Here is an 18,187-nt window from a genome sequence, read left to right as displayed (position 1 = left end):
GATGTGACTCCTCTAACGTTTCGTTCAGGTCGGATGATTCGCATCACCCCCCAAAACGTAAGCAATATGAGTGGGTTGCATTTTCAATTGCAATACGTGGCGGTGTTGCGTGAATCGCGCGATTCACGCAAAGTTCACAAAAGCCCCGATTTCATTGGCTTATATTGATCGATCCGTACACGGATATTCAGACCGCGATTTTCCGCGCGTCAAGCCCGATTTCGCGAAATTGTGCGAATCACCGCCGATGCGCGATGTGATTCGGATTCGCGCGCGCCGTGCGATGCCGTCTCCGGCCGTGCCGATTTTCGAAATCATGCGCCGCAAACCGGTGTTCCGATCGGCGACACGTCGCGCGCGCGCCTAGTCGGGCAGTTGGAGTCGCTGCTTGAGGATCGCGTTGACCGCTTGCGGGTTCGCCTTGCCACCGGTCTGCTTCATCACCTGGCCGACGAACCATGCCGCGAGCTTCGGCTTGGCCTTCACCTCTTCGACCTTGTCGGGGTTGGCGGCGATCACGGCATCGACGGCCTTCTCGATCGCGCCCGCGTCGGTGACCTGGCGCAGGCCGCGCGCCTCGACGATTTGTTCCGGATCGCCGCCTTCGGTCCACAGGATGTCGAGGACATCCTTCGCGATCTTGCCGCTGATCGTGTTCGCGGCGACCATCTTCACGATGGCGGCGTTGGCTTTGGCGCTCACCGGACCGTCCGCGATGGAGGCACCGGCCTTGTTGAGGCGGCCGAAATATTCGTTGTTGAGCCAGTTGGCGGCGGCCTTGGTCTCGGCGCCGGCGCCGATCATCTCCTCGAAATAATCGACATTCTCCTTCTCGGCGACGAGGACGGAGGCGTCGTAGGGCGACAGGCCGGCCGCGATCAGCCGCGCCTTCTTCTCGTCTGGAAGCTCCGGCAGCGACTTGGCGATCCCGTCCACGAAGGCCTGTTCGAGCACCAGCGGCAGCAGGTCGGGATCTGGGAAGTACCTGTAATCATGCGCTTCTTCCTTGGATCGCATGGAGCGCGTCTTGCCCTCGCGGGCGTCGTAGAGACGGGTTTCCTGCACCACGGCGCCGCCGTCCTCGATCAGGTCGACCTGGCGGCGGGCTTCGTAATCCACCGCCTGCGCCACGAAGCGCATCGAATTGACGTTCTTGATCTCGCAACGCGTGCCCAGATGCCTGAAGTCGCCGTCGGCGCGGAACTTTTCATAGCCGCCGACGCGGCAGACCGAGACGTTGACATCGGCGCGCATGGAACCTTCGTCCATATTGCCGTCGCAGGTGCCGAGATAGCGCACGATGGCGCGCAATTTCCGCAGGAAGGCGGCCGCCTCCTCGCCGGAGCGCATATGCGGCTTGGACACGATCTCCATCAGGGCCACGCCGGCGCGGTTGAGATCGACATAGGAATGATCGGGATGCTGGTCGTGCAGGCTCTTGCCCGCGTCCTGCTCCATATGGAGGCGCTCGATGCCGACGAGGATCGTTTCGCCGTCCTTCATGTCGAGCAGGATCTCACCCTCGCCGACGATGGGGCTTTTGTACTGGCTGATCTGATAGCCGGCCGGCAGGTCGGGATAGAAGTAGTTCTTGCGGTCGAACACGCTCGTCAGATTGATCTTCGCCTTCAGGCCGAGGCCGGTGCGCACCGCCTGCTCGACGCATTTGCGGTTGATCACCGGCAGCATGCCCGGCAGCGCGGCGTCGACGAAGGAAACCTGGCTGTTGGGCGCGGCGCCGAACGCGGTCGCGGCCCCGGAGAACAGCTTGGACTCCGAGAGGATCTGGGCATGGACCTCCATGCCGATGACGATCTCCCAATCGCCGGTCGTGCCTTTGAGAAGCGTCGCACTCATGGCGCGGTCCTCCACCAGGGCGTCGGCTTGTGGCGCAATTCGCTGTTCCGCTCGATGGCGCGGGCGGCGCGCAGAACGGTCGCCTCGTCGAACGCCCTGCCGATGATCTGCAGGCCCAGCGGCAGGCCGTGGATGTCGGTTCCCGCCGGCACCGCGACGGCGGGAAGGCCGGCGAGGTTCACGGTGACGGTGAAGACGTCGTTCAGATACATCGAGATCGGGTCGGCGGTCTGCTCGCCGATGCCGAAAGCGGGGCCGGGCGTCGCGGGCGTCAGCAGCACGTCGCAGGTCTTGTAGGCCTCGTCGAAATCCCGCGCGATGAGGGTGCGCAGCTTCTGGGCGCGCAGATAATAGGCGTCGTAATAGCCCGAGGAGAGGACATAGGTGCCGATCATGATGCGGCGCTGGACCTCGGTGCCGAAGCCTTCCGCCCGGCTTCTCTCGTAGAGATCGGTGATGTCGCGGGCGTGCCCGGCGCGGTGGCCGAACCGCACTCCGTCATAGCGGGCGAGGTTCGAGGACGCCTCCGCCGGCGCCACTATATAATAAGTGGGAAGGGCGTATTTGGTGTGGGGCAGCGAGACCTCCACGATCTCGGCACCGTGCTCCTTCAGCCAGGTCTGGCCCTTGAGCCACAGGTCGTCGATCTCGGGCGGCATGCCGGCGACCCGGTATTCCTTCGGGATGCCCACGCGGAGGCCCTTGATGCTCTTCTCCAGGTCCGCCTCGTAGTCCGGAATGGGGGTATCGACGCTGGTGGAGTCCTTCGAATCGACGCTCGCCATGTGCTTCAGCAGGATGGCGGCGTCACGGACCGTGCGGGTCATCGGCCCGGCCTGGTCGAGCGAGGAGGCGAAGGCGACGATGCCGAAGCGCGAGCAGCGGCCATAGGTCGGCTTGATGCCGACCGTGCCGGTGACGGCGGCGGGCTGGCGGATCGAGCCGCCGGTGTCGGTGCCGGTGGCGGCGAGGCAGAGATGGGCGGCGACCGCGGCCGCCGAGCCGCCCGACGAGCCGCCGGGCACGAGGTTGGCGTTCGAATTGCGCGCCCGCCAGGGATTGGACACCGCGCCGAAATGGCTGGTCTCGTTGGACGAGCCCATGGCGAACTCGTCCATATTGGTCTTGCCGAGCATCACCGCGCCGGCGTCCCAGAGGTTCTGCGTCACGGTGGATTCGTAAGGCGGCACGAAGGACGACAGGATGCGGCTGCCGGCGGTGGTACGCACGCCCTTGGTGCAGAACAGATCCTTGATCGCGAGCGGCAGGCCTTCGAGCGGGCGGATGTCGCCATGGGCGATGCGAACGTCCGAGGCGATGGCCATCTCCAGCGCGCGCTCGGGCGTCTCGGTCACGAAGGCGTTCAGCGGCCGCGCATCGGCGATGGCCTTGACGAAGGCCGTTGTCAGCTCCTTCGAGGACACCTTCTTCTTGTGAACGGCGTCCCGCGCCTCTGCGAGGGTGAAATCGGTGAGATTGCTCATGCTGCCCGGCCTGAAACCTTCATCTCTGTCATCCGCCGCGAATGCGGCGGACCCAGGTCGCCCTTGCTCTACAAGACGTCACCTGGGCGGCCCGCATTCGCGGGCCATGACACCTTTTTATCGATATACAGAGTTTGCCGCTCATGCCGCGAGCGCCTTCGCGTAGAAGACGGACCATGTCGTGTCCGGATAATCCAGCACCGCGCCGCAGCGGGCAAAGCCGCCGCGCTCATAGACCCGCCAGGCGGCGGGATGGCGGTCGCCGGTCTCGAGCACCAGGCGCTCGATGCCTTCGCGCCGCGCGAGGTCTTCGATGCGGCCGAGGATCCGGCCGCCGATGCCGCGGCCCTGGGCGGCGGGGATCGTGTACATCCGCTTGACCTCGGCGATGCCGCCGCCGTGCCGGCGCAGCGCGCCGCAGGCGACGGCACGCCCGTCCTCGCGCGCGACGAAGACGGTGGTGTGCGGTTCCGCCATCTCCTCCGCCGTCATGTGATAGCAGTGCTCGGGCGGGGTGAGTTCCAGCAGCGCCGCGTTCAGCGCGGCGATCAGGGCGCGGACGTCGTCGGCGAGCGGGCTCTCGACCGCGATGGTGACGGCCATGACCTACTCCACCACCTTCGGCACCACGAAGAAATGATCGACGCCTTCGGGCGCGTTGGCCATCAGCGCGTCGGCGGCGCCGCCATCGGTGACGACGTCGTCGCGCATCTTCAGCGTCTGCGCCACCACGCTGGTCATGGGCTTTATGCCCTCGACATTCACCTCATCGAGCTGCTCGACCCATTTGAGGATGCCGTTCAGCTCCTCGACCATGGGCGCGACGCGGCCCTCGTCGAGTGCGAGCCGGGCGAGCTTTGCGATCTTGCGAACGTCGTCCTTGCCGACGGTCATGGGGCGGCCTATAGGCTTGAGAAACCGAGGTTCTTGCTAGCAACCGGGGGGCTCACTGGCAAGGATCGTGAGGCCGCAAGAGGTGCGTGACGGCTATGCCGCTCGGAATCACCGGTATCGATCACGTCCAGATCGCCGTGCCGCGCGCGCTGGAGGCGCAGTGCCTGGCATTCTATCGCGAAGTGTTCGGCTTTGCCGAACTGGAGAAGCCGCCGGAGCTGAAGGCGCGCGGCGGGGCGTGGTTCCAGGTGGGCGCGCTGCAGATGCATGTCGGGATCGATCCGGAGGCGAGCCCCCGAAGCAAGCGGCATATCTGTTTCCTGACCGAGGATCTGGCGGCGGCCAAGGCGGCGGTGCTGCGCGCCGGCGTGGCCATCGAGGAGGAGAGCGTGGCGGAGGGGCTCGCCCGGTTCTTCGTGCGCGATCCGGCGGGGAACCGGATCGAGATCGGGCAAAGGTGAGGGCGGTGTCGCTTTCGATAACCTCTCCCGCCCGCGGGAGAGGTCGAAATTCGCGCAGCGAATTTCGGGTGAGGGCGTGCCCGCGGCAGACAGGCCCTCACCCGGAAATGCTTCGCATTTCCGACCTCTCCCGCGAGCGGGAGAGGTAATCATGCCCGTCGTCACCATCGAAGAGCTGCGAGCCGCTCTGCCCGCGCGGGCGCGCCTGATCGGGCTCGACCTCGGCGAGAAGACCATCGGGATCGCGCTGTCGGATACGCTGCTCACCGTCGCGACGCCGATGGAGACGCTGAAGCGCGGCAAGTTCTCCGCCGACGCCGCCAGGATCGAGACGATCGCGGCCGAACAGGGCGCCGGCGGACTGGTGGTCGGGCTGCCGCTCAACATGGACGGCAGCGACGGGCCCAGCGCGCAATCGGCGCGGGCCTTCGCGCGGAATTTCGCCGGCCGCTCGCCGCTGCCGGTGCTGATGTGGGACGAGCGGCTGTCGACCGCGGCGGTGACGCGGACGCTGCTCGACGCGGATGCTTCGCGGCGGCGGCGCGGCGAGGTCGTGGACAAGATGGCGGCGGCGTACATCCTGCAGGGGGCGCTGGAGCGGCTCAGGCGCATCCCACGCTCCCCTTGAGGGCGGGGAAGCAGGCAGGCAATTCTTCGGCGCTCCACAACAATCTGCGGCCGCGCCTTGCCCCTGCCGGCCCGCTTGCCTATACACCGATCTTTGATGACCAGCCCGGCCTCCGCCGATCCTTTCCTCAAATCCAGCCATCTGCTTGGCATCGAGCACCTGTCGGTGCCCGAGATCGGCGCCCTGCTCGATCTCGGCGAATCCTATGCCGCGCTCAACCGCTCGGCGCGGAAGAAGACGGACCTGCTCAAGGGCCGCACCCTGATCAACCTGTTCTTCGAAGCCTCCACCCGCACCCAGAGCTCGTTCGAGCTGGCCGGCAAAAGGCTCGGCGCCGACGTCATGAACATGAGCGTCAAGACCTCGTCGGTCTCCAAGGGCGAGACCCTGATCGATACCGCCACGACGCTGAACGCCATGCGGCCCGACATCCTGGTGGTGCGGCATCAGGATTCCGGCGCGGCGGAATTGCTGTCGCGCAAGCTCGATTGCTGCGTGGTCAATGCCGGCGACGGCAGCCACGAGCATCCGACCCAGGCGCTGCTCGATGCACTGACGATAAGGCGGCGGCGCGGCGGGTTCGAGAACCTCATCGTGGCGATCTGCGGCGACGTGCTGCATAGCCGCGTGGCGCGCTCCAACATCCATCTGCTGCTCAAGATGGGCGCGCGGGTGCGGCTCGTCGCGCCGCGCACGCTCCTGCCCGCCGATGCCGACCGCTTCGGGGTCGAGATTTTCCACGACATGAAACAAGGCCTTGCCGGCGCCGATATCGTGATGATGCTGCGGCTGCAGATCGAGCGGATGTCGGGCGCCTTCGTGCCCTCGACGCGGGAATATTTCCGCTTCTATGGCCTGGACCACGAGAAGCTGAAAGCCGCCAAGCCGGGCGCGCTGGTCATGCATCCGGGGCCGATGAACCGCGGCGTGGAGATCGACTCGGCGGTCGCCGACGACATTGAGGTCAGCGTCATCCAGGAACAGGTCGAGATGGGCGTCGCCATCCGCATGGCGGTGCTCGACGCGCTGTCGCGGGGCCTCGCCATCGAAGGGCGCAACGCGCCATGACCAAACGCATCGCCTTCCGCAATGCGCGGCTGATCGACCCGGCGAGCGGGCTGGATGTGAAGGGCGGCCTCCTGGTCGAGAACGGGCGCATCGCCGATGTCGGCCCGCGCCTGTTCAACGACGCCGAGCCGAACGATCCCGAAGTGATCGACTGCAAAGGCCTGGTGCTGGCGCCGGGGCTGATCGACGCGCGGGTGTTCACCGGCGAGCCGGGCAGCGAGTATCGCGAGACGCTGGAATCGGCCAGCCAGGCGGCGGCGGCGGGCGGGATCACGACCATCGTCGTCATGCCGAACACCGAGCCGGTGATCGATGAGCCGTCGCTGGTCGATTTCATCCTGCGCCGCGCCGCGGCGACCGCCAAGGTCCGCGTGGCGCCGATGGCGGCGCTGACCAAGGGCTTCGGCGGCGAAACGATGACCGAGATCGGACTTCTGAAAGAGGCCGGCGCGGTGGCATTCACCGACGGCGACCGCACGATCTCCAATGCGCGGGTGCTGCGCCGGGCGCTCGCCTATGCCTCGACCTTCGGGGCGCTGATCGTCGGCCATGCCGAGGACCCGGACCTCACCGAGGGCGCCGCCGTCACCGAGGGCGAATTCGCCATGCGCCTCGGCCTGCCCGCGGCGCCGGCCGCGGCCGAGGCCATCGTGGTCGAGCGCGACATCCGCCTCGTGGAGATGACGGGCGCGCGCTATCACTTCGGGCAGATCTCGACGCGCGCCGCGCTCGACGCCATCGCGGCGGCCAAGGAGCGCGGCGTGGCGGTGACCTGCGGGGTCGCGGCGCATCACCTGGCGCTGAACGAACTGGACGTCGCGTCGTACCTGACCTTCATGAAGGTCAAGCCGCCGCTGCGCTCCGAGGCCGACCGCGCGGCGATGGTGGAAGGCGTGGCGTCGGGGCTGATCGATATCGTCGTTTCGAGCCACGATCCGCAGGCGGCGGACACCAAGCGGCAGACTTTCGCGCAGGCCGCGTTCGGCGCCATCGGGCTGGAGACGCTGCTGCCGGTGGCGCTCGGGCTGCATCACGACGGGCGGGCGCATCTTGCGCATGTGCTGAAGGCGCTGACGGCGTCGCCGGCGAAGATCTTCGGACTGAACGCAGGGACCTTGGCCAAGGGCGCGCCGGCCGACCTGGTGCTGATCGATCCCGACGAGCCGTTCACGGTGCGCGAGGCGGAGCTGCGCTCGCGCGCGAGGAATACGCCGTTCGAGGGACGGAGATTCCATGGGCGGGCGGTGATGACGTTCGTGGGCGGGGTTTGCGTGTTCGAGAGAAAGCGTTGAGTTTTCCTCCCCCGCTGTTGCGGGGGAGGTGGCACGCCGCAGCGCAGCGGAGGCGTGACGGAGGGGGCCGGCGCGCGCGCCCCCTCGCGCGCACGCTGTCGCTACGCGCCGCTGCGCTCGGCACCTCCCCCGCAAACGCGGGGGAGGAAAGCGGGGTTGCAAGTGCCGTTTTCGACGGGCGACTTCTGCGCTAAGGTTCGTCGCACATCACGCGCAGCGATCCATGCCCCTCTCCGAACTCGCCGTCACCTGGACCAGCGCCGTCGTCGCGCTGGGCGTCGGCTATCTGTTGGGCTCGATCCCGTTCGGGTTGATCTTCAGCTATCTCTTCGGCGCCGGCGATGTGCGCAAGATCGGATCGGGCAGTATCGGCGCCACCAATGTGCTGCGCACCGGCAACTACGCGGCGGCGGGGCTGACGCTGCTGTTCGACGCGCTGAAAGGCGCCGCGCCGGTCCTGATCGCGCAGGATCTGTGGGGCACGGACGCGGCGCTGTTCGCGGCGCTCGGCGCGTTCCTCGGCCATCTCTTTCCGGTCTGGCTCGGCTTCAAGGGCGGCAAGGGCGTGGCGGTGTCGCTCGGCATCCTGCTGGCACTCTATTGGCCGGTGGCGCTGCTGGGCCTCGCGAGCTGGGGCGCGGTGCTGGCGGTGTTCCGCATCTCCTCGCTCTCGGCGCTGGTCGCGGCCATCGTCACGCCGGTCTACATGGCCCTGTTCCATCGCCCGCATGAGACGGTGCTGACCGCGCTGCTCGCGGTGCTCGTCCTCGCCATCCATCACGAAAACATCCGCCGCCTGTTGCGCGGCGAGGAGCCGCGTATCGGCCAAAGCAAGCCGGCGTGACGGCGCTTACCGACGCGGAGCGGCTGGCGTGGCTGCGCCTGGCGCGCACCCAGAATGTCGGACCCGTCACCTTCGCGCAGCTCATCGCGCGCTTCGGCAGCGCGAGCGCGGCACTCCTGGAGATTCCACGCCTCGTCAGGCGCGGCGGCGGCGAGAGCCTCCGGGTGCCAAGCATCGACGAAGCATCGCGCGAGATCGCGGCGCTGGCGAAGCTCGGCGGGCGCATGATCGCGAGCGGCGAGAGCGAATTTCCGCGCGGACTGGCCGCGGCCGACCCGCCGCCGCCGATCATTTCGGTGCTGGGTCACGCGACGCTGCTGGGCCGCGAGGCGGTCGCGATCGTCGGGGCACGAAATGCTTCGGCGCTGGGGCGTAGGTTCGCCGGCACGCTGGCGCACGACTTAGGCAAGGCCGGTCTCGTCGTCGTCTCGGGGCTGGCGCGCGGGATCGACGCGGCAGCGCATGAGGGCACGCTGGACAGCGGCACCTGCGCGGTGGTCGCGGGCGGCGTCGACAATATCTATCCGCCGGAGAACGCCAGGCTTTACGAGGCCATCCGGGCGCAGGGCTGCATCGTCTCCGAGATGCCGCTCGGCCAGGCGCCGCAGGCGCGGCACTTCCCGCGCCGCAACCGCATCATCTCGGGGCTTTCGCGCGGCGTCGTCGTGGTTGAGGCGGCGGAGGGATCCGGTTCGCTGATCACCGCGAACTTCGCGCTGGAACAGGGCCGCGAGATCTTCGCGGTGCCGGGCTCGCCGCTCGATCCGCGCGCCAAGGGCGCCAACCGGCTGCTGCGCGAGGGCGCGACGCTGACCGAAAGTGCGCAGGATGTGCTGGCCGGGCTACGCCCGATCCTGGGCCACGATTTCCGCGAACCGGGCCGCGGGGAGCCGGCGCCGCCGCCCGCCGCGAGCGAGGCGGAGGCCGACAAGGTCCGGGCCAAAGTCGAGGAGGCGCTGGGGCCGGCGCCCGTCCCGGTGGACGAGCTGGTGCGGATTTGCGGGGCGCCGGTGGCGGCGGTTCTGACTATTTTGCTGGAAATGGAACTGGCGGGCAGAATCGTCCGCCATCCGGGCAATCAGGTGTCCTGGGCCTGACCGCCCAGATGCTTGGCCTCGATGGCCGCCAGCCCCAGCAGATGGGCGAGCAGGCCCTGGCCCTGGCTCAGCGCGATTTTCCTAAGCGATTCAAGCATCTCGCGGGTGTAACGCGCGGATTCTTCCGGACTGACTTGGGAGGGCGTCAGGCCGGGTGGAGGCCTGCCGCCCCGGACATAGGAGGCCATGGGATCGCGCATTCTGCGGGCCCGCAGAGACTAGGGAGGCGTCGCCGATATTGCAACTTATAGTATTTATCAACGCCAATATCTGCCAGTTTCACAACCTTCGGTTTCATCGCTCGGGCATGTCCGGCGTTGACACTCGTCCGCCGCTCCTATCAGTGTCCCGCCGCCTTTCGGGGCCGGGCCCCGATTTGGCAGGTATTTCACGATCCGGCGCTGCCGGGCGAACAGGCCGAGTACCCCACACCTCATGAACGTCGTCGTCGTCGAATCCCCCGGCAAGGTCAAATCGATCAACAAGTACCTGGGCGCGGGCTACAAGGTCCTGGCCAGCTTCGGGCATATCCGCGACCTGCCCTCCAAGGACGGGTCGGTGAAGCCGGACGACGATTTCTCCATGATCTGGGAGGTCGACGAGCGGGCCGCCAAGCGCATCAAGGACATCGCCGACGCCGTGAAGGGCGCGGACAAGCTGATCCTCGCCACCGATCCGGACCGCGAGGGCGAGGCGATCTCCTGGCATGTGCTGGAGGTCCTGAAGCAGAAGAAGGCGCTCGGCCACGCCAAGGTGGAGCGCGTCGCGTTCAACGCCGTGACCAAGTCCGCCATCCTGGAGGCCATCGCCCATCCGCGCGAGATCAATGCCGAGCTGGTCGACGCCTATATGGCGCGCCGGGCGCTCGACTACCTCGTCGGCTTCACGCTGTCGCCGGTGCTGTGGCGCAAGCTGCCGGGCGCGCGCTCGGCGGGGCGGGTGCAATCGGTGGCGCTCAGGCTCGTGGTCGACCGCGAGGTCGAGATCGAGGCGTTCAAGGCGCAGGAATATTGGAGCATCGACGCCGACGTGCTGGTGCCGAACGGGACGTTCAAGGCGCGGCTGACGCAGCTGGGCGGCGAGAAGCTCGACAAGCTGTCGCTGAAGACCGAGGCCGAGGCGAGCGCCGCGGTGGCGGCGATCAACGCGCAGCGCTTCGCGATCGAGAGCGTCGAGAGCAAGCCGGTCAAGCGCCACCCGGCCCCGCCCTTCATCACATCGACCTTGCAGCAGGAGGCCTCGCGCAAGCTCGGCTTCGGCGCCAAGCGGACGATGCAGATCGCGCAGGGGCTGTACGAAGGCGTCGACATCGGCGGCGAAACCGTGGGCCTCATCACCTATATGCGCACCGACGGCATCGTGATGGTGCCCGAGGCCGTCGCCGAAGCGCGCGCGACCATCGGTTCGCGCTATGGCCAGAGATATGTGCCGAGCGCGCCGCGTCTCTACACCTCCAAGGCCAAGAACGCGCAGGAAGCGCATGAGGCGATCCGCCCGACGCTGTTCGAGCGCACGCCGGAAGAGGTTTCGAAATACATCGATGGCGATGCCGCCAGGCTCTACGAGCTGATCTGGAAGCGCGCCATCGCGAGCCAGATGGAAAGCGCCGAGCTGGAGCGCACCACGGTCGACGTCGCGAGCGCCGACAAGAAGATCGTGCTGCGCGCCACCGGCACGGTGACGCTGTTCGACGGTTTCCTGACGCTCTACCAGGAGGGCAAGGACGACGAGTCCGATGAGGATGGGTCGCGGTTGCCGAAGGTCGCGGCCGGCGAGCCGGCCAGAATCGAGAACGTCGCCTCGGCGCAGCACTTCACCGAGCCGCCGCCGCGCTATTCCGAGGCGAGCCTGGTGCGCAAGCTGGAGGAGCTCGGCATCGGCCGGCCTTCGACCTATGCGACCATCCTGTCTGTGCTGCGCGACCGCAATTATGTGCGGCTGGACCGCGGGCGGTTCTATCCGGACGACAAGGGGCGGCTGGTGACGGCGTTCCTCGCGACCTATTTCCCGCGCTATGTCGAATACGGCTTCACCGCCGATCTCGAAGAGCAGCTCGACGAGGTCTCGGCCGGCGAGCTCGACTGGAAACAGCTGCTGCGCGATTTCTGGCGCGACTTTTCGGCGGCGGTCGGCGGAACCAAGGACCTCAAGATCAAGAACGTCATCGACGAGATGAACGCGATCCTGGGGCCGCATATCTTCCCGCCCAACGCCGACGGCTCCAATCCGCGCGTCTGCCCGAGTTGCGGCAAGGGCGAGTTGAGCCTCAAGCTCGGCCGCTTCGGCGCCTTCGTCGGCTGCTCGAACTATCCGGAGTGCCGCTTCACCCGGCAGCTCGGCCAGAGCAACGAGGCGGCGGCGGCCGCCCAGCCGCGCGAATTGGGGCTCGATCCCGAGACCGGCGAGAAGGTGTCGCTGCGCAGCGGCCGCTTCGGGCCTTACGTCCAGCTCGGCGAAGGCAAGGAGCCGAAACGCTCCGGCATTCCCAAGGGCACGGAAGTCGAAAACGTCGACCTGCCCTATGCGCTGAAGCTGCTGGCGCTGCCGCGCGAGGTGGGTCTGCATCCGGAGAGCGGCAAGCCGATCACCGCGAATTTCGGCCGCTTCGGGCCTTACGTCGCGCATGACGGGATGTATGCCTCACTGGAAGCGCCGGAGGACGTGTTCACCGTCGGCATCAACCGCGCCGTCGACCTGATCGCGGAGAAGAAGAACAATCCGCGCCAGCGCCGCGGGCCGCAAGCGCTGAAGGAGCTCGGCAAGGACGCCTCGGGCACGGAGATCAAGCTGATGAAGGGCCGCTATGGGCCTTACGTCACCGACGGTTCGGTCAATGCGACGGTGCCCGATGCCGACAATGCCGAGGCCATCACGCTGGAACAGGCGCTGGCGCTGATCAGTGATCGTGCCGCCAAAGGCGGCGGCAAGAAGAAGAGACCCGCCAAGGCCGCCGCCAAGCCGAAGAAAGAGGCGAAGGCGAAGAAGGAGCCGAAGGCCAAGGCGGAAAAACCGGCGGCGGCTCCGAAGAAGAAGGCCGCGCCGAAGAAGAAGCCCGAACCGGTGGCCGGCGAGTAGACCTTGGCGAAGAAACCACAGCCCGGCAACGCGCCTCGTCTCGACAAGGCGCGGGTGCTCGCGCTTCTGAACGAGACGCCGAACGCCACCAAGCGCGACCTGTCGCGCGCGCTGGGCGTGAAGGGCTCGGACCGCATCGCGCTCAAGCGCATCCTCAAAGAGCTCGAAGAGGACGGTGCCATCGCGGGCAATCGCCGCCGCGGCTATGCCCCGCCGGGCTCGCTGCCGGACGTCGCGGTGCTGGAGATCACCGGCCAGGATGCCGATGGCGAGCTGCTGGCGCGGCCGCAGAAATGGGAATCCAACGAGGAGCCGCCGACGATCTATGTCGTGCCCGCGCGGGACGACAAAGGTCCCGCTCTAGGCGCCGGCGAGCGCGTGCTGGCGCGGCTGGAACGCGCCGAGCACGGCTACGAGGCGCGGGTCATCAAGCGGCTGGGCGCCAGCGTGCACCGTGTGCTGGGCGTGCTGCATGTGCGGCCGGAAGGGCTGCGCATCGCGCCGATCGACCGCAAGAGCCGCACGGATTTCGCGGTGGAGACCAGAGACCGCGGCGGGGCCGAACACAACGAACTCGTGCTGGCCGAGCCGCTGGCCGGACGCGCCTCGGGGTTTCCCCGCGCGAAAGTGCTCGAGCGGCTGGGCAGCATGAACGCGCCCAGGACCGTCAGCCTGATCGCGATCCACGCCCATGGCATTCCGACGGAATTTCCGAAAGAGGTGATCGACGAGGCGAAGGCCGCGACGCCGCCCGATCCGCGTACCCGCACCGACCTGCGCGCCATTCCGCTCGTCACCATCGATCCGGAGGACGCGCGCGATCACGACGACGCGGTGTGGGCGGGGCCGGACGACGATCCGAAGAATCCGGGCGGCTATATCGCCCTCGTCGCCATCGCCGATGTCGCACACTATGTGACCCCGGGTTCTGCATTGGACCGCGAGGCTTATAAGCGCGGCAACTCGGCGTACTTCCCCGACCGCGTCGTGCCGATGCTGCCGGAACATCTTTCGGCCGATCTGTGCTCGCTGAAGGAGGGCGTGGATCGCGCCTGCCTCGCGGTGCGGATGACCTTCGACAAAAACGGCAAGAAGCGGCGGCAGGAATTCATCCGCGGCGTGATGCGCTCGGCGGCGCGGCTGACCTACCGGCAGGCGCAGCTTGCCTTCGACGGCAAGCCGGATGCGGCGATGTCGGCCATCGCCAAGGCGACGTTGAAGGATGTGTGGGCTTGTTATCAGGTGCTGACGCAGGAGCGGAAGCAGCGCGATCCGCTCGATCTAGACCTGCCGGAGCGGCGCATCGTGCTCGGGCCGGACGGCAAGGTTGCGTCGATCGCGTTCCGCGAACGACTCGAATCGATGAAGCTGATCGAGGAGTTCATGGTGCTCGCCAATGTCGCGGCGGCCGAGGTTCTGGAGCAGCGCAAGACGCCGCTGATCTACCGCGTCCACGACCGGCCGTCGCAGGAGAAGCTGTTCGGCTTCTCGGACTTCCTGCGCACCATCGGGCTCGGCTTCGCCAAGGGCCAGGTGCTGAGGCCCGGCGTGTTCAACCGCATCCTCGGCCAGGCCAAGGGCGGGCCGCACGAGGCGGTGATGAACGACGTGGTGCTGCGCACCCAGGCGCAGGCCGTCTATGCGCCCGAGAATGTCGGGCATTTCGGATTGAATCTCGCGAAATACGCGCATTTCACCTCGCCGATAAGGCGCTATGCCGATCTCATCGTGCATCGCGCGCTGGTGAAGGCGCATGGCTTCGGCGAGGGCGGGCTGACCGACCGCGAGGAAGCACGCCTGGGCGAGATCGCCGAGCACATCTCGATGACCGAGCGGCGGGCAATGGCGGCGGAGCGGGATTCGACCGACCGCTATGTCGCGGCGTTCATGCAGGACCGGGTGGGCGCGCAGTTCGATGCGCGCATCACGGGCGTGACGCGGTTCGGGCTTTTTGTTCGCCTGGCGGATTGCGGCGCCGAGGGCCTGCTGCCGATCCGGGCGCTGGGCGCGGAGTTCTTCAAGCATGACGAGAAGGCGCATGCCCTCGTCGGCGACCGCACGCGCACGGCGTACAAGCTCGGCGACATCGTGGCCGTGCGGCTGGCGGAAGCGGCGCCCTTGACCGGCGGGCTGCGCTTCGATCTTGCCGAAGCGTCAACCGCGCCACGCGGACAGACGCCGCGGTTCAAGACGCAGCATCGCGGCCGGAAGCGGCGGTAGCGTTCCTTCAATTCCAGAGCTGTCATGGCCCGCGAATGCGGGCCACCCAGGTGACACCGGCATCCTTTCTCAGGCGGTGACGTGGACGAACCCACCGGCGCTTTACCGCTTTCAACTGGGTGGCCCGCATTCGCGGGCCATGACAATTGGGGGCTGTGTGAAAAGCGTTCGGAAAATGCCTTAGAGTATTTCCATGGCCATTTTCGATTCCGACAATGAGAAGATCACCCAGCAGCCGTTGCGTCCCAAGGATGCGGCGACGCTCGTCCTGGTGAAGCGCGGCGGCGGCAGCCCACGCGTGCTGATGGGGCTGCGTCCCGGCTCCATGGCGTTCATGGCGAACAAATATGTGTTTCCCGGCGGGCGGATCGATCCCGGCGACCTTCGCATCCGTTCGGCATCGGAGCTTCGCCCCGAGGTCGCGGCGCGGGCCGGCGTCGGGCCGGCGCGGGCGCGCGGGCTGGCGCTGGCCGCGATCCGCGAAACCTTCGAGGAAACCGGCATCCTGGTGGGCGAGCGCGCCGAGAAAACGCCGCGCACGCGCGCGCCGGCCTGGGCCAGGTTCTTCGCCCATAAGGTGATGCCAAGGCTCGATGCGCTGGAGATGATCGCGCGCGCGATCACGCCGCCCAACCGCACGCGCCGCTTCGACGCGCGGTTCTTCATGGCCGACGCCGACGTCATCGCGCACCAGATCGATGCGGCCGAGAACGAGGAATTGCTCAAGCCGACCTGGCTGACGCTGGACGAGGCGCGCGCGCTGGACCTGCCGAGCATCACACGCACGGTGATGGACGAGGTCGAGGCGCGGATCGCCGGCGACACGGCGCGGCCGGTGCCGTTCTACCGCTTCGCGCGCGGCAAGCCGTCGCTGGTGCATATTTAATGGCGGGCGAACGCATTGCCGCCCGTCGACACGCTGCCGCTACCGACCCCGATGCGTTCGCCCGCGATGATGGCTGAATCCCACAAGCGGCTGAGCCTGCTCGCCATCCTCTCGACCTGCGGCGCATTCGCGGTCGGGATCGGGCTGACGCTGCCGCTTCTGTCGCTGATCCTCGAGCGGCGCGGCTTCCCGGGGACGGTCAACGGCCTCAACCTGGCGACCGCCGGCCTCGCCGCCTTCGTCATCACGCCGCAAGTGCCGCGCCTGATGCGCCGCTTCGGGACCGCGCCCTATCTCTGCGGCTCGCTCGCGATTTCGGCCCTGGCGCTGATCGGCCTCTATGCCGCGCCGTCGCTGTGGTTCTGGTTTCCGCTGCGCTTCGTGCTGAGCCTGGGGCTCAACGGATTGTTCGTCGCTAGCGAATTCTGGATCAACCAGCTCGCCGACGAGACCAATCGCGGCCGCTATGTCGCGCTCTACGGCATCGCGATCTCGGGCGGGTTCGGCGTGGGGCCGGCGATCCTCTATGTCATGGGGACGCAAGGCGTCGCGCCCTTCGCGGCCGGCTCGGCCATGCTGCTGCTCGCGCTCGTGCCGGTGCTGATCGCGCGCAAGGAAGCGCCGCAGCTGCATGAGGAGAAAGGCGCCGGCGTGCTCGGGGCGGTGCGGGCGGCGCCGGCGCTGCTGTCGGCGGCGCTGGTGTTCGGGATGCTGGACGCGGGGCTCTACGGCCTGTTTCCGGTCTATGCGGTGCGCTCGGGCTACAGCGAGGCGCATGCGGCGCTCGCCGTGGCGGCGACCTCGCTGGGCAGCATGGCGTTCCAGTATCCGCTGGGGATGCTGGCCGACCGCTTCGACCGCCGCGCGCTGCTGATGGTTTGCGTCGGCGCGGGGGTCGTCGGCGCGGCGGCGACGCCTTTCGTGATCGCCCTGCCCGCCGCGACCTATGCGCTGCTGTTCGTCTGGGGCGGGCTGGTGATGGGCGTCTACACGATCGGGCTGACCCTGGTGGGCGAGCGCTTCCGGGGTACGGAGCTCGCGAGCGCCAACGCGGCCTATGTAATGCTCTATGCGGTGGGCCTCCTGGCCGGGCCCACGGTCGAGGGATTCGCCCTGGATGGCTGGAATCCGACCGGGCTGACGGCCGCCCTGGCCGGCATCAGCCTGATTTATCTGGCCTTTCTTATGGTCCGGCGGCACCGCGCGGCTTGACATTGGGGCCTTGGCGGCTAAATTCCCGGCCCTTCGACGGACCACCAGGAGTTTCCCATGGCGAAGCCCACCACGGCCAAGATCAAGCTCAATTCGGGCGGCGGCACGGGATTCTATTACGTGACCAAGAAGAACACGCGCACCATGACCGAGAAGTTCAAGATCCGGAAATACGATCCAGTGCTGCGCAAGCATGTCGAGTTCAACGAAGGCAAGATCAAGTAGCGCCTATTCCGCCGCGGCCTTCGCGCCGCGCGCCACTTCCACCCGCTGCACGAAACCGGCGATGGTGCCGGCGACCGTCGGGATGACCCCGAGCGGCAGGTCGTGGCCCCAGCCTTCGATCTCATTGTATTCGCTGCCTGGAATGACGCTGGCCGTGTGGCGGCCGGCCTCCACCTTGATCAGCATGTCGGCGGTGCCGTGCATCACCAGCGCCGGCAGCTTCAGCGTCTTGAGCCGCTCGGTGCGCGGCGGGCTCGTCACGATCGCGGCGTAGTGGCGGCTTGAGCCTTCCGGATAGAAGCTGCGGTCGTAGTTGAGGCCGATGAGTTCGCCGAGCTGCGTCTCGTCGAACGGCCAGGCGGTCGAGGCGTAGCTGCGCCGCCCCTTCAGCGCATGGGCGATCACCGTGGCGCGGTCGGTCGCCGGCGCGGGCGTGGTGAGCGCCGCCATCGCCTCGGGGCTCGACGGCGGCAGCGACGGATCGGAGGTGGTCGAGAAGATCGAGATCAGCGAGCGCGCCTTCTTCGGATGATCGAGCACCACGAGCTGCGCGATCATCCCGCCCATCGAGGCACCGGCGATATGCGCGCTGTCGATGCCGAGCGCATCGAGCAATCCCGCCGCGTCGGACGCCAGGTCGGCCAGCGTGTAGGGCACGTCGGGCTTGTTGCCGGCGCGCGCGGCGGCGCGGACATCCGGCAGGATGCCGTGCCATTTCTGCGACAGGCCGACGTCGCGGTTGTCGAAGCGGATGACGCGCAATCCGGCGGCCTCCAGGCCCTTGTGGAATTCCTCCGGCCAGGAGGTCAATTGGCTGCCGAAGCCGTTGATGAAAAGGAAGGGAATGCCGTCGCGCGGACCGGTGTCCTCGTATTCGATCTCGATGCCGTTGGCGCGGATCCTGGCCATGCGTCCCTCCCGATATTTCGAAGAAGCTTAGCGGC

18 protein-coding genes are annotated in these 18,187 nt (G+C 67.4%); 12 read left to right on the top strand and 6 right to left on the bottom strand.

Translation table 11 applies throughout. The annotated features are described in order from the left end of the window. Positions 1–109 precede the first annotated feature (109 nt). The gene (locus WDN01_04415) at positions 110–367 is read left to right on the top strand and encodes a hypothetical protein (protein ID MEJ0025254.1); all 258 of its coding nucleotides are present in this window, start codon (positions 110–112) and stop codon (positions 365–367) included. On the opposite strand, the gene gatB is transcribed toward WDN01_04415, so the two are convergent. From gatB to gatC, 4 genes are all read right to left on the bottom strand, one after another. Continuing rightward, positions 364–1,857, bottom strand: coding sequence for an Asp-tRNA(Asn)/Glu-tRNA(Gln) amidotransferase subunit GatB (gene gatB, locus WDN01_04410; GenBank protein MEJ0025253.1), 1,494 nt, complete (start codon positions 1,855–1,857; stop codon positions 364–366). The two genes, WDN01_04415 and gatB, sit on opposite strands and share 4 nt — an antisense overlap. Next, positions 1,854–3,341: an Asp-tRNA(Asn)/Glu-tRNA(Gln) amidotransferase subunit GatA gene (gatA, locus tag WDN01_04405; protein ID MEJ0025252.1), complete on the bottom strand. Its 1,488-nt coding sequence runs from the start codon at positions 3,339–3,341 to the stop codon at positions 1,854–1,856. The genes gatB and gatA overlap by 4 nt, the downstream gene beginning before the upstream one ends. 141 nt (positions 3,342–3,482) lie before the next feature. Beyond that, a complete protein-coding gene (locus WDN01_04400; protein MEJ0025251.1) occupies positions 3,483–3,944 on the bottom strand; it encodes a GNAT family N-acetyltransferase in 462 nt (153 codons plus the stop codon). A 3-nt stretch (positions 3,945–3,947) separates the two neighbouring features. Next, the gene (gene gatC, locus WDN01_04395) at positions 3,948–4,235 is read right to left on the bottom strand and encodes an Asp-tRNA(Asn)/Glu-tRNA(Gln) amidotransferase subunit GatC (GenBank protein ID MEJ0025250.1); all 288 of its coding nucleotides are present in this window, start codon (positions 4,233–4,235) and stop codon (positions 3,948–3,950) included. A 95-nt stretch (positions 4,236–4,330) separates the two neighbouring features. Between gatC and WDN01_04390 the strand changes: the two genes are divergently transcribed. From WDN01_04390 to dprA, 6 genes are all read left to right on the top strand, one after another. After that, entirely contained in the window at positions 4,331–4,696 is a 366-nt protein-coding gene (locus WDN01_04390) for a VOC family protein (protein ID MEJ0025249.1), read from the top strand. Between the two features lie 151 nt (positions 4,697–4,847). Further along, positions 4,848–5,324 (top strand): Holliday junction resolvase RuvX, encoded by a 477-nt coding sequence (gene ruvX / locus WDN01_04385; GenBank protein ID MEJ0025248.1) that lies wholly within the window; start codon positions 4,848–4,850, stop codon positions 5,322–5,324. 96 nt (positions 5,325–5,420) lie between these two features. Next, on the top strand, positions 5,421–6,392 hold the full coding sequence (locus WDN01_04380) for an aspartate carbamoyltransferase catalytic subunit (protein MEJ0025247.1): 972 nt from the start codon (positions 5,421–5,423) through the stop codon (positions 6,390–6,392). Further along, on the top strand, positions 6,389–7,684 hold the full coding sequence (gene pyrC / locus WDN01_04375; protein MEJ0025246.1) for a dihydroorotase: 1,296 nt from the start codon (positions 6,389–6,391) through the stop codon (positions 7,682–7,684). Before WDN01_04380 ends, pyrC begins: the two co-directional genes overlap by 4 nt. A gap of 223 nt (positions 7,685–7,907) precedes the next feature. Beyond that, positions 7,908–8,528, top strand: coding sequence for a glycerol-3-phosphate 1-O-acyltransferase PlsY (gene plsY, locus WDN01_04370; GenBank protein MEJ0025245.1), 621 nt, complete (start codon positions 7,908–7,910; stop codon positions 8,526–8,528). Continuing rightward, positions 8,525–9,625, top strand: a complete 1,101-nt coding sequence (gene dprA, locus WDN01_04365; GenBank protein ID MEJ0025244.1) for a DNA-processing protein DprA — start codon at positions 8,525–8,527, stop codon at positions 9,623–9,625. Before plsY ends, dprA begins: the two co-directional genes overlap by 4 nt. Here dprA and WDN01_04360 read toward each other — a convergent pair. Continuing rightward, positions 9,607–9,825: a hypothetical protein gene (locus WDN01_04360; protein MEJ0025243.1), complete on the bottom strand. Its 219-nt coding sequence runs from the start codon at positions 9,823–9,825 to the stop codon at positions 9,607–9,609. The genes dprA and WDN01_04360 overlap by 19 nt on opposite strands. A 235-nt stretch (positions 9,826–10,060) precedes the next feature. On the opposite strand from WDN01_04360, the gene topA reads away from it, so the two are divergent. The 5 genes from topA to rpmG all read left to right on the top strand — a co-directional run bounded on the left by topA (position 10,061) and on the right by rpmG (position 17,243). Then, on the top strand, positions 10,061–12,700 hold the full coding sequence (gene topA, locus WDN01_04355) for a type I DNA topoisomerase (protein ID MEJ0025242.1): 2,640 nt from the start codon (positions 10,061–10,063) through the stop codon (positions 12,698–12,700). A gap of 3 nt (positions 12,701–12,703) precedes the next feature. After that, positions 12,704–14,920 carry a ribonuclease R gene (gene rnr / locus WDN01_04350; protein ID MEJ0025241.1) on the top strand — a complete coding sequence of 739 codons (2,217 nt, stop codon included), beginning with the start codon at positions 12,704–12,706 and terminating at the stop codon, positions 14,918–14,920. 193 nt (positions 14,921–15,113) lie between these two features. Next, the gene (locus WDN01_04345) at positions 15,114–15,806 is read left to right on the top strand and encodes a hypothetical protein (protein MEJ0025240.1); all 693 of its coding nucleotides are present in this window, start codon (positions 15,114–15,116) and stop codon (positions 15,804–15,806) included. 69 nt (positions 15,807–15,875) lie between these two features. After that, complete coding sequence (locus WDN01_04340; GenBank protein MEJ0025239.1) at positions 15,876–17,018, top strand: MFS transporter; 1,143 nt, start codon at positions 15,876–15,878, stop codon at positions 17,016–17,018. Positions 17,019–17,075: 57 nt separating this feature from the next. Further along, positions 17,076–17,243 carry a 50S ribosomal protein L33 gene (gene rpmG, locus WDN01_04335; GenBank protein ID MEJ0025238.1) on the top strand — a complete coding sequence of 56 codons (168 nt, stop codon included), beginning with the start codon at positions 17,076–17,078 and terminating at the stop codon, positions 17,241–17,243. Positions 17,244–17,246: 3 nt separating this feature from the next. Here rpmG and WDN01_04330 read toward each other — a convergent pair whose 3' ends face one another. After that, positions 17,247–18,152 (bottom strand): alpha/beta hydrolase, encoded by a 906-nt coding sequence (locus tag WDN01_04330; GenBank protein MEJ0025237.1) that lies wholly within the window; start codon positions 18,150–18,152, stop codon positions 17,247–17,249. Between the last annotated feature and the right edge of the window lie 35 nt (positions 18,153–18,187).

It is taken from the genome of Rhizomicrobium sp., from assembly GCA_037200985.1.
In the GTDB taxonomy this organism is placed as follows: domain Bacteria; phylum Pseudomonadota; class Alphaproteobacteria; order Micropepsales; family Micropepsaceae; genus Rhizomicrobium.
The sequence above is the reverse complement of the archived record's forward strand: the minus strand, read 5'-3'. Positions and strand labels throughout refer to the sequence as shown.

Coding starts and splice junctions, on each gene's coding strand:
- gatB (MEJ0025253.1), bottom strand. CDS start 1,857: ATGAGTGCGACGCTTCTCAAAGGCACGACCGGCGATTGGGAGATCGTC.
- gatA (MEJ0025252.1), bottom strand. CDS start 3,341: ATGAGCAATCTCACCGATTTCACCCTCGCAGAGGCGCGGGACGCCGTT.
- WDN01_04400 (MEJ0025251.1), bottom strand. CDS start 3,944: ATGGCCGTCACCATCGCGGTCGAGAGCCCGCTCGCCGACGACGTCCGC.
- gatC (MEJ0025250.1), bottom strand. CDS start 4,235: ATGACCGTCGGCAAGGACGACGTTCGCAAGATCGCAAAGCTCGCCCGG.
- WDN01_04390 (MEJ0025249.1), top strand. CDS start 4,331: ATGCCGCTCGGAATCACCGGTATCGATCACGTCCAGATCGCCGTGCCG.
- ruvX (MEJ0025248.1), top strand. CDS start 4,848: ATGCCCGTCGTCACCATCGAAGAGCTGCGAGCCGCTCTGCCCGCGCGG.
- WDN01_04380 (MEJ0025247.1), top strand. CDS start 5,421: ATGACCAGCCCGGCCTCCGCCGATCCTTTCCTCAAATCCAGCCATCTG.
- pyrC (MEJ0025246.1), top strand. CDS start 6,389: ATGACCAAACGCATCGCCTTCCGCAATGCGCGGCTGATCGACCCGGCG.
- plsY (MEJ0025245.1), top strand. CDS start 7,908: ATGCCCCTCTCCGAACTCGCCGTCACCTGGACCAGCGCCGTCGTCGCG.
- WDN01_04360 (MEJ0025243.1), bottom strand. CDS start 9,825: ATGCGCGATCCCATGGCCTCCTATGTCCGGGGCGGCAGGCCTCCACCC.
- topA (MEJ0025242.1), top strand. CDS start 10,061: ATGAACGTCGTCGTCGTCGAATCCCCCGGCAAGGTCAAATCGATCAAC.
- WDN01_04345 (MEJ0025240.1), top strand. CDS start 15,114: ATGGCCATTTTCGATTCCGACAATGAGAAGATCACCCAGCAGCCGTTG.
- WDN01_04340 (MEJ0025239.1), top strand. CDS start 15,876: ATGGCTGAATCCCACAAGCGGCTGAGCCTGCTCGCCATCCTCTCGACC.
- rpmG (MEJ0025238.1), top strand. CDS start 17,076: ATGGCGAAGCCCACCACGGCCAAGATCAAGCTCAATTCGGGCGGCGGC.
- WDN01_04330 (MEJ0025237.1), bottom strand. CDS start 18,152: ATGGCCAGGATCCGCGCCAACGGCATCGAGATCGAATACGAGGACACC.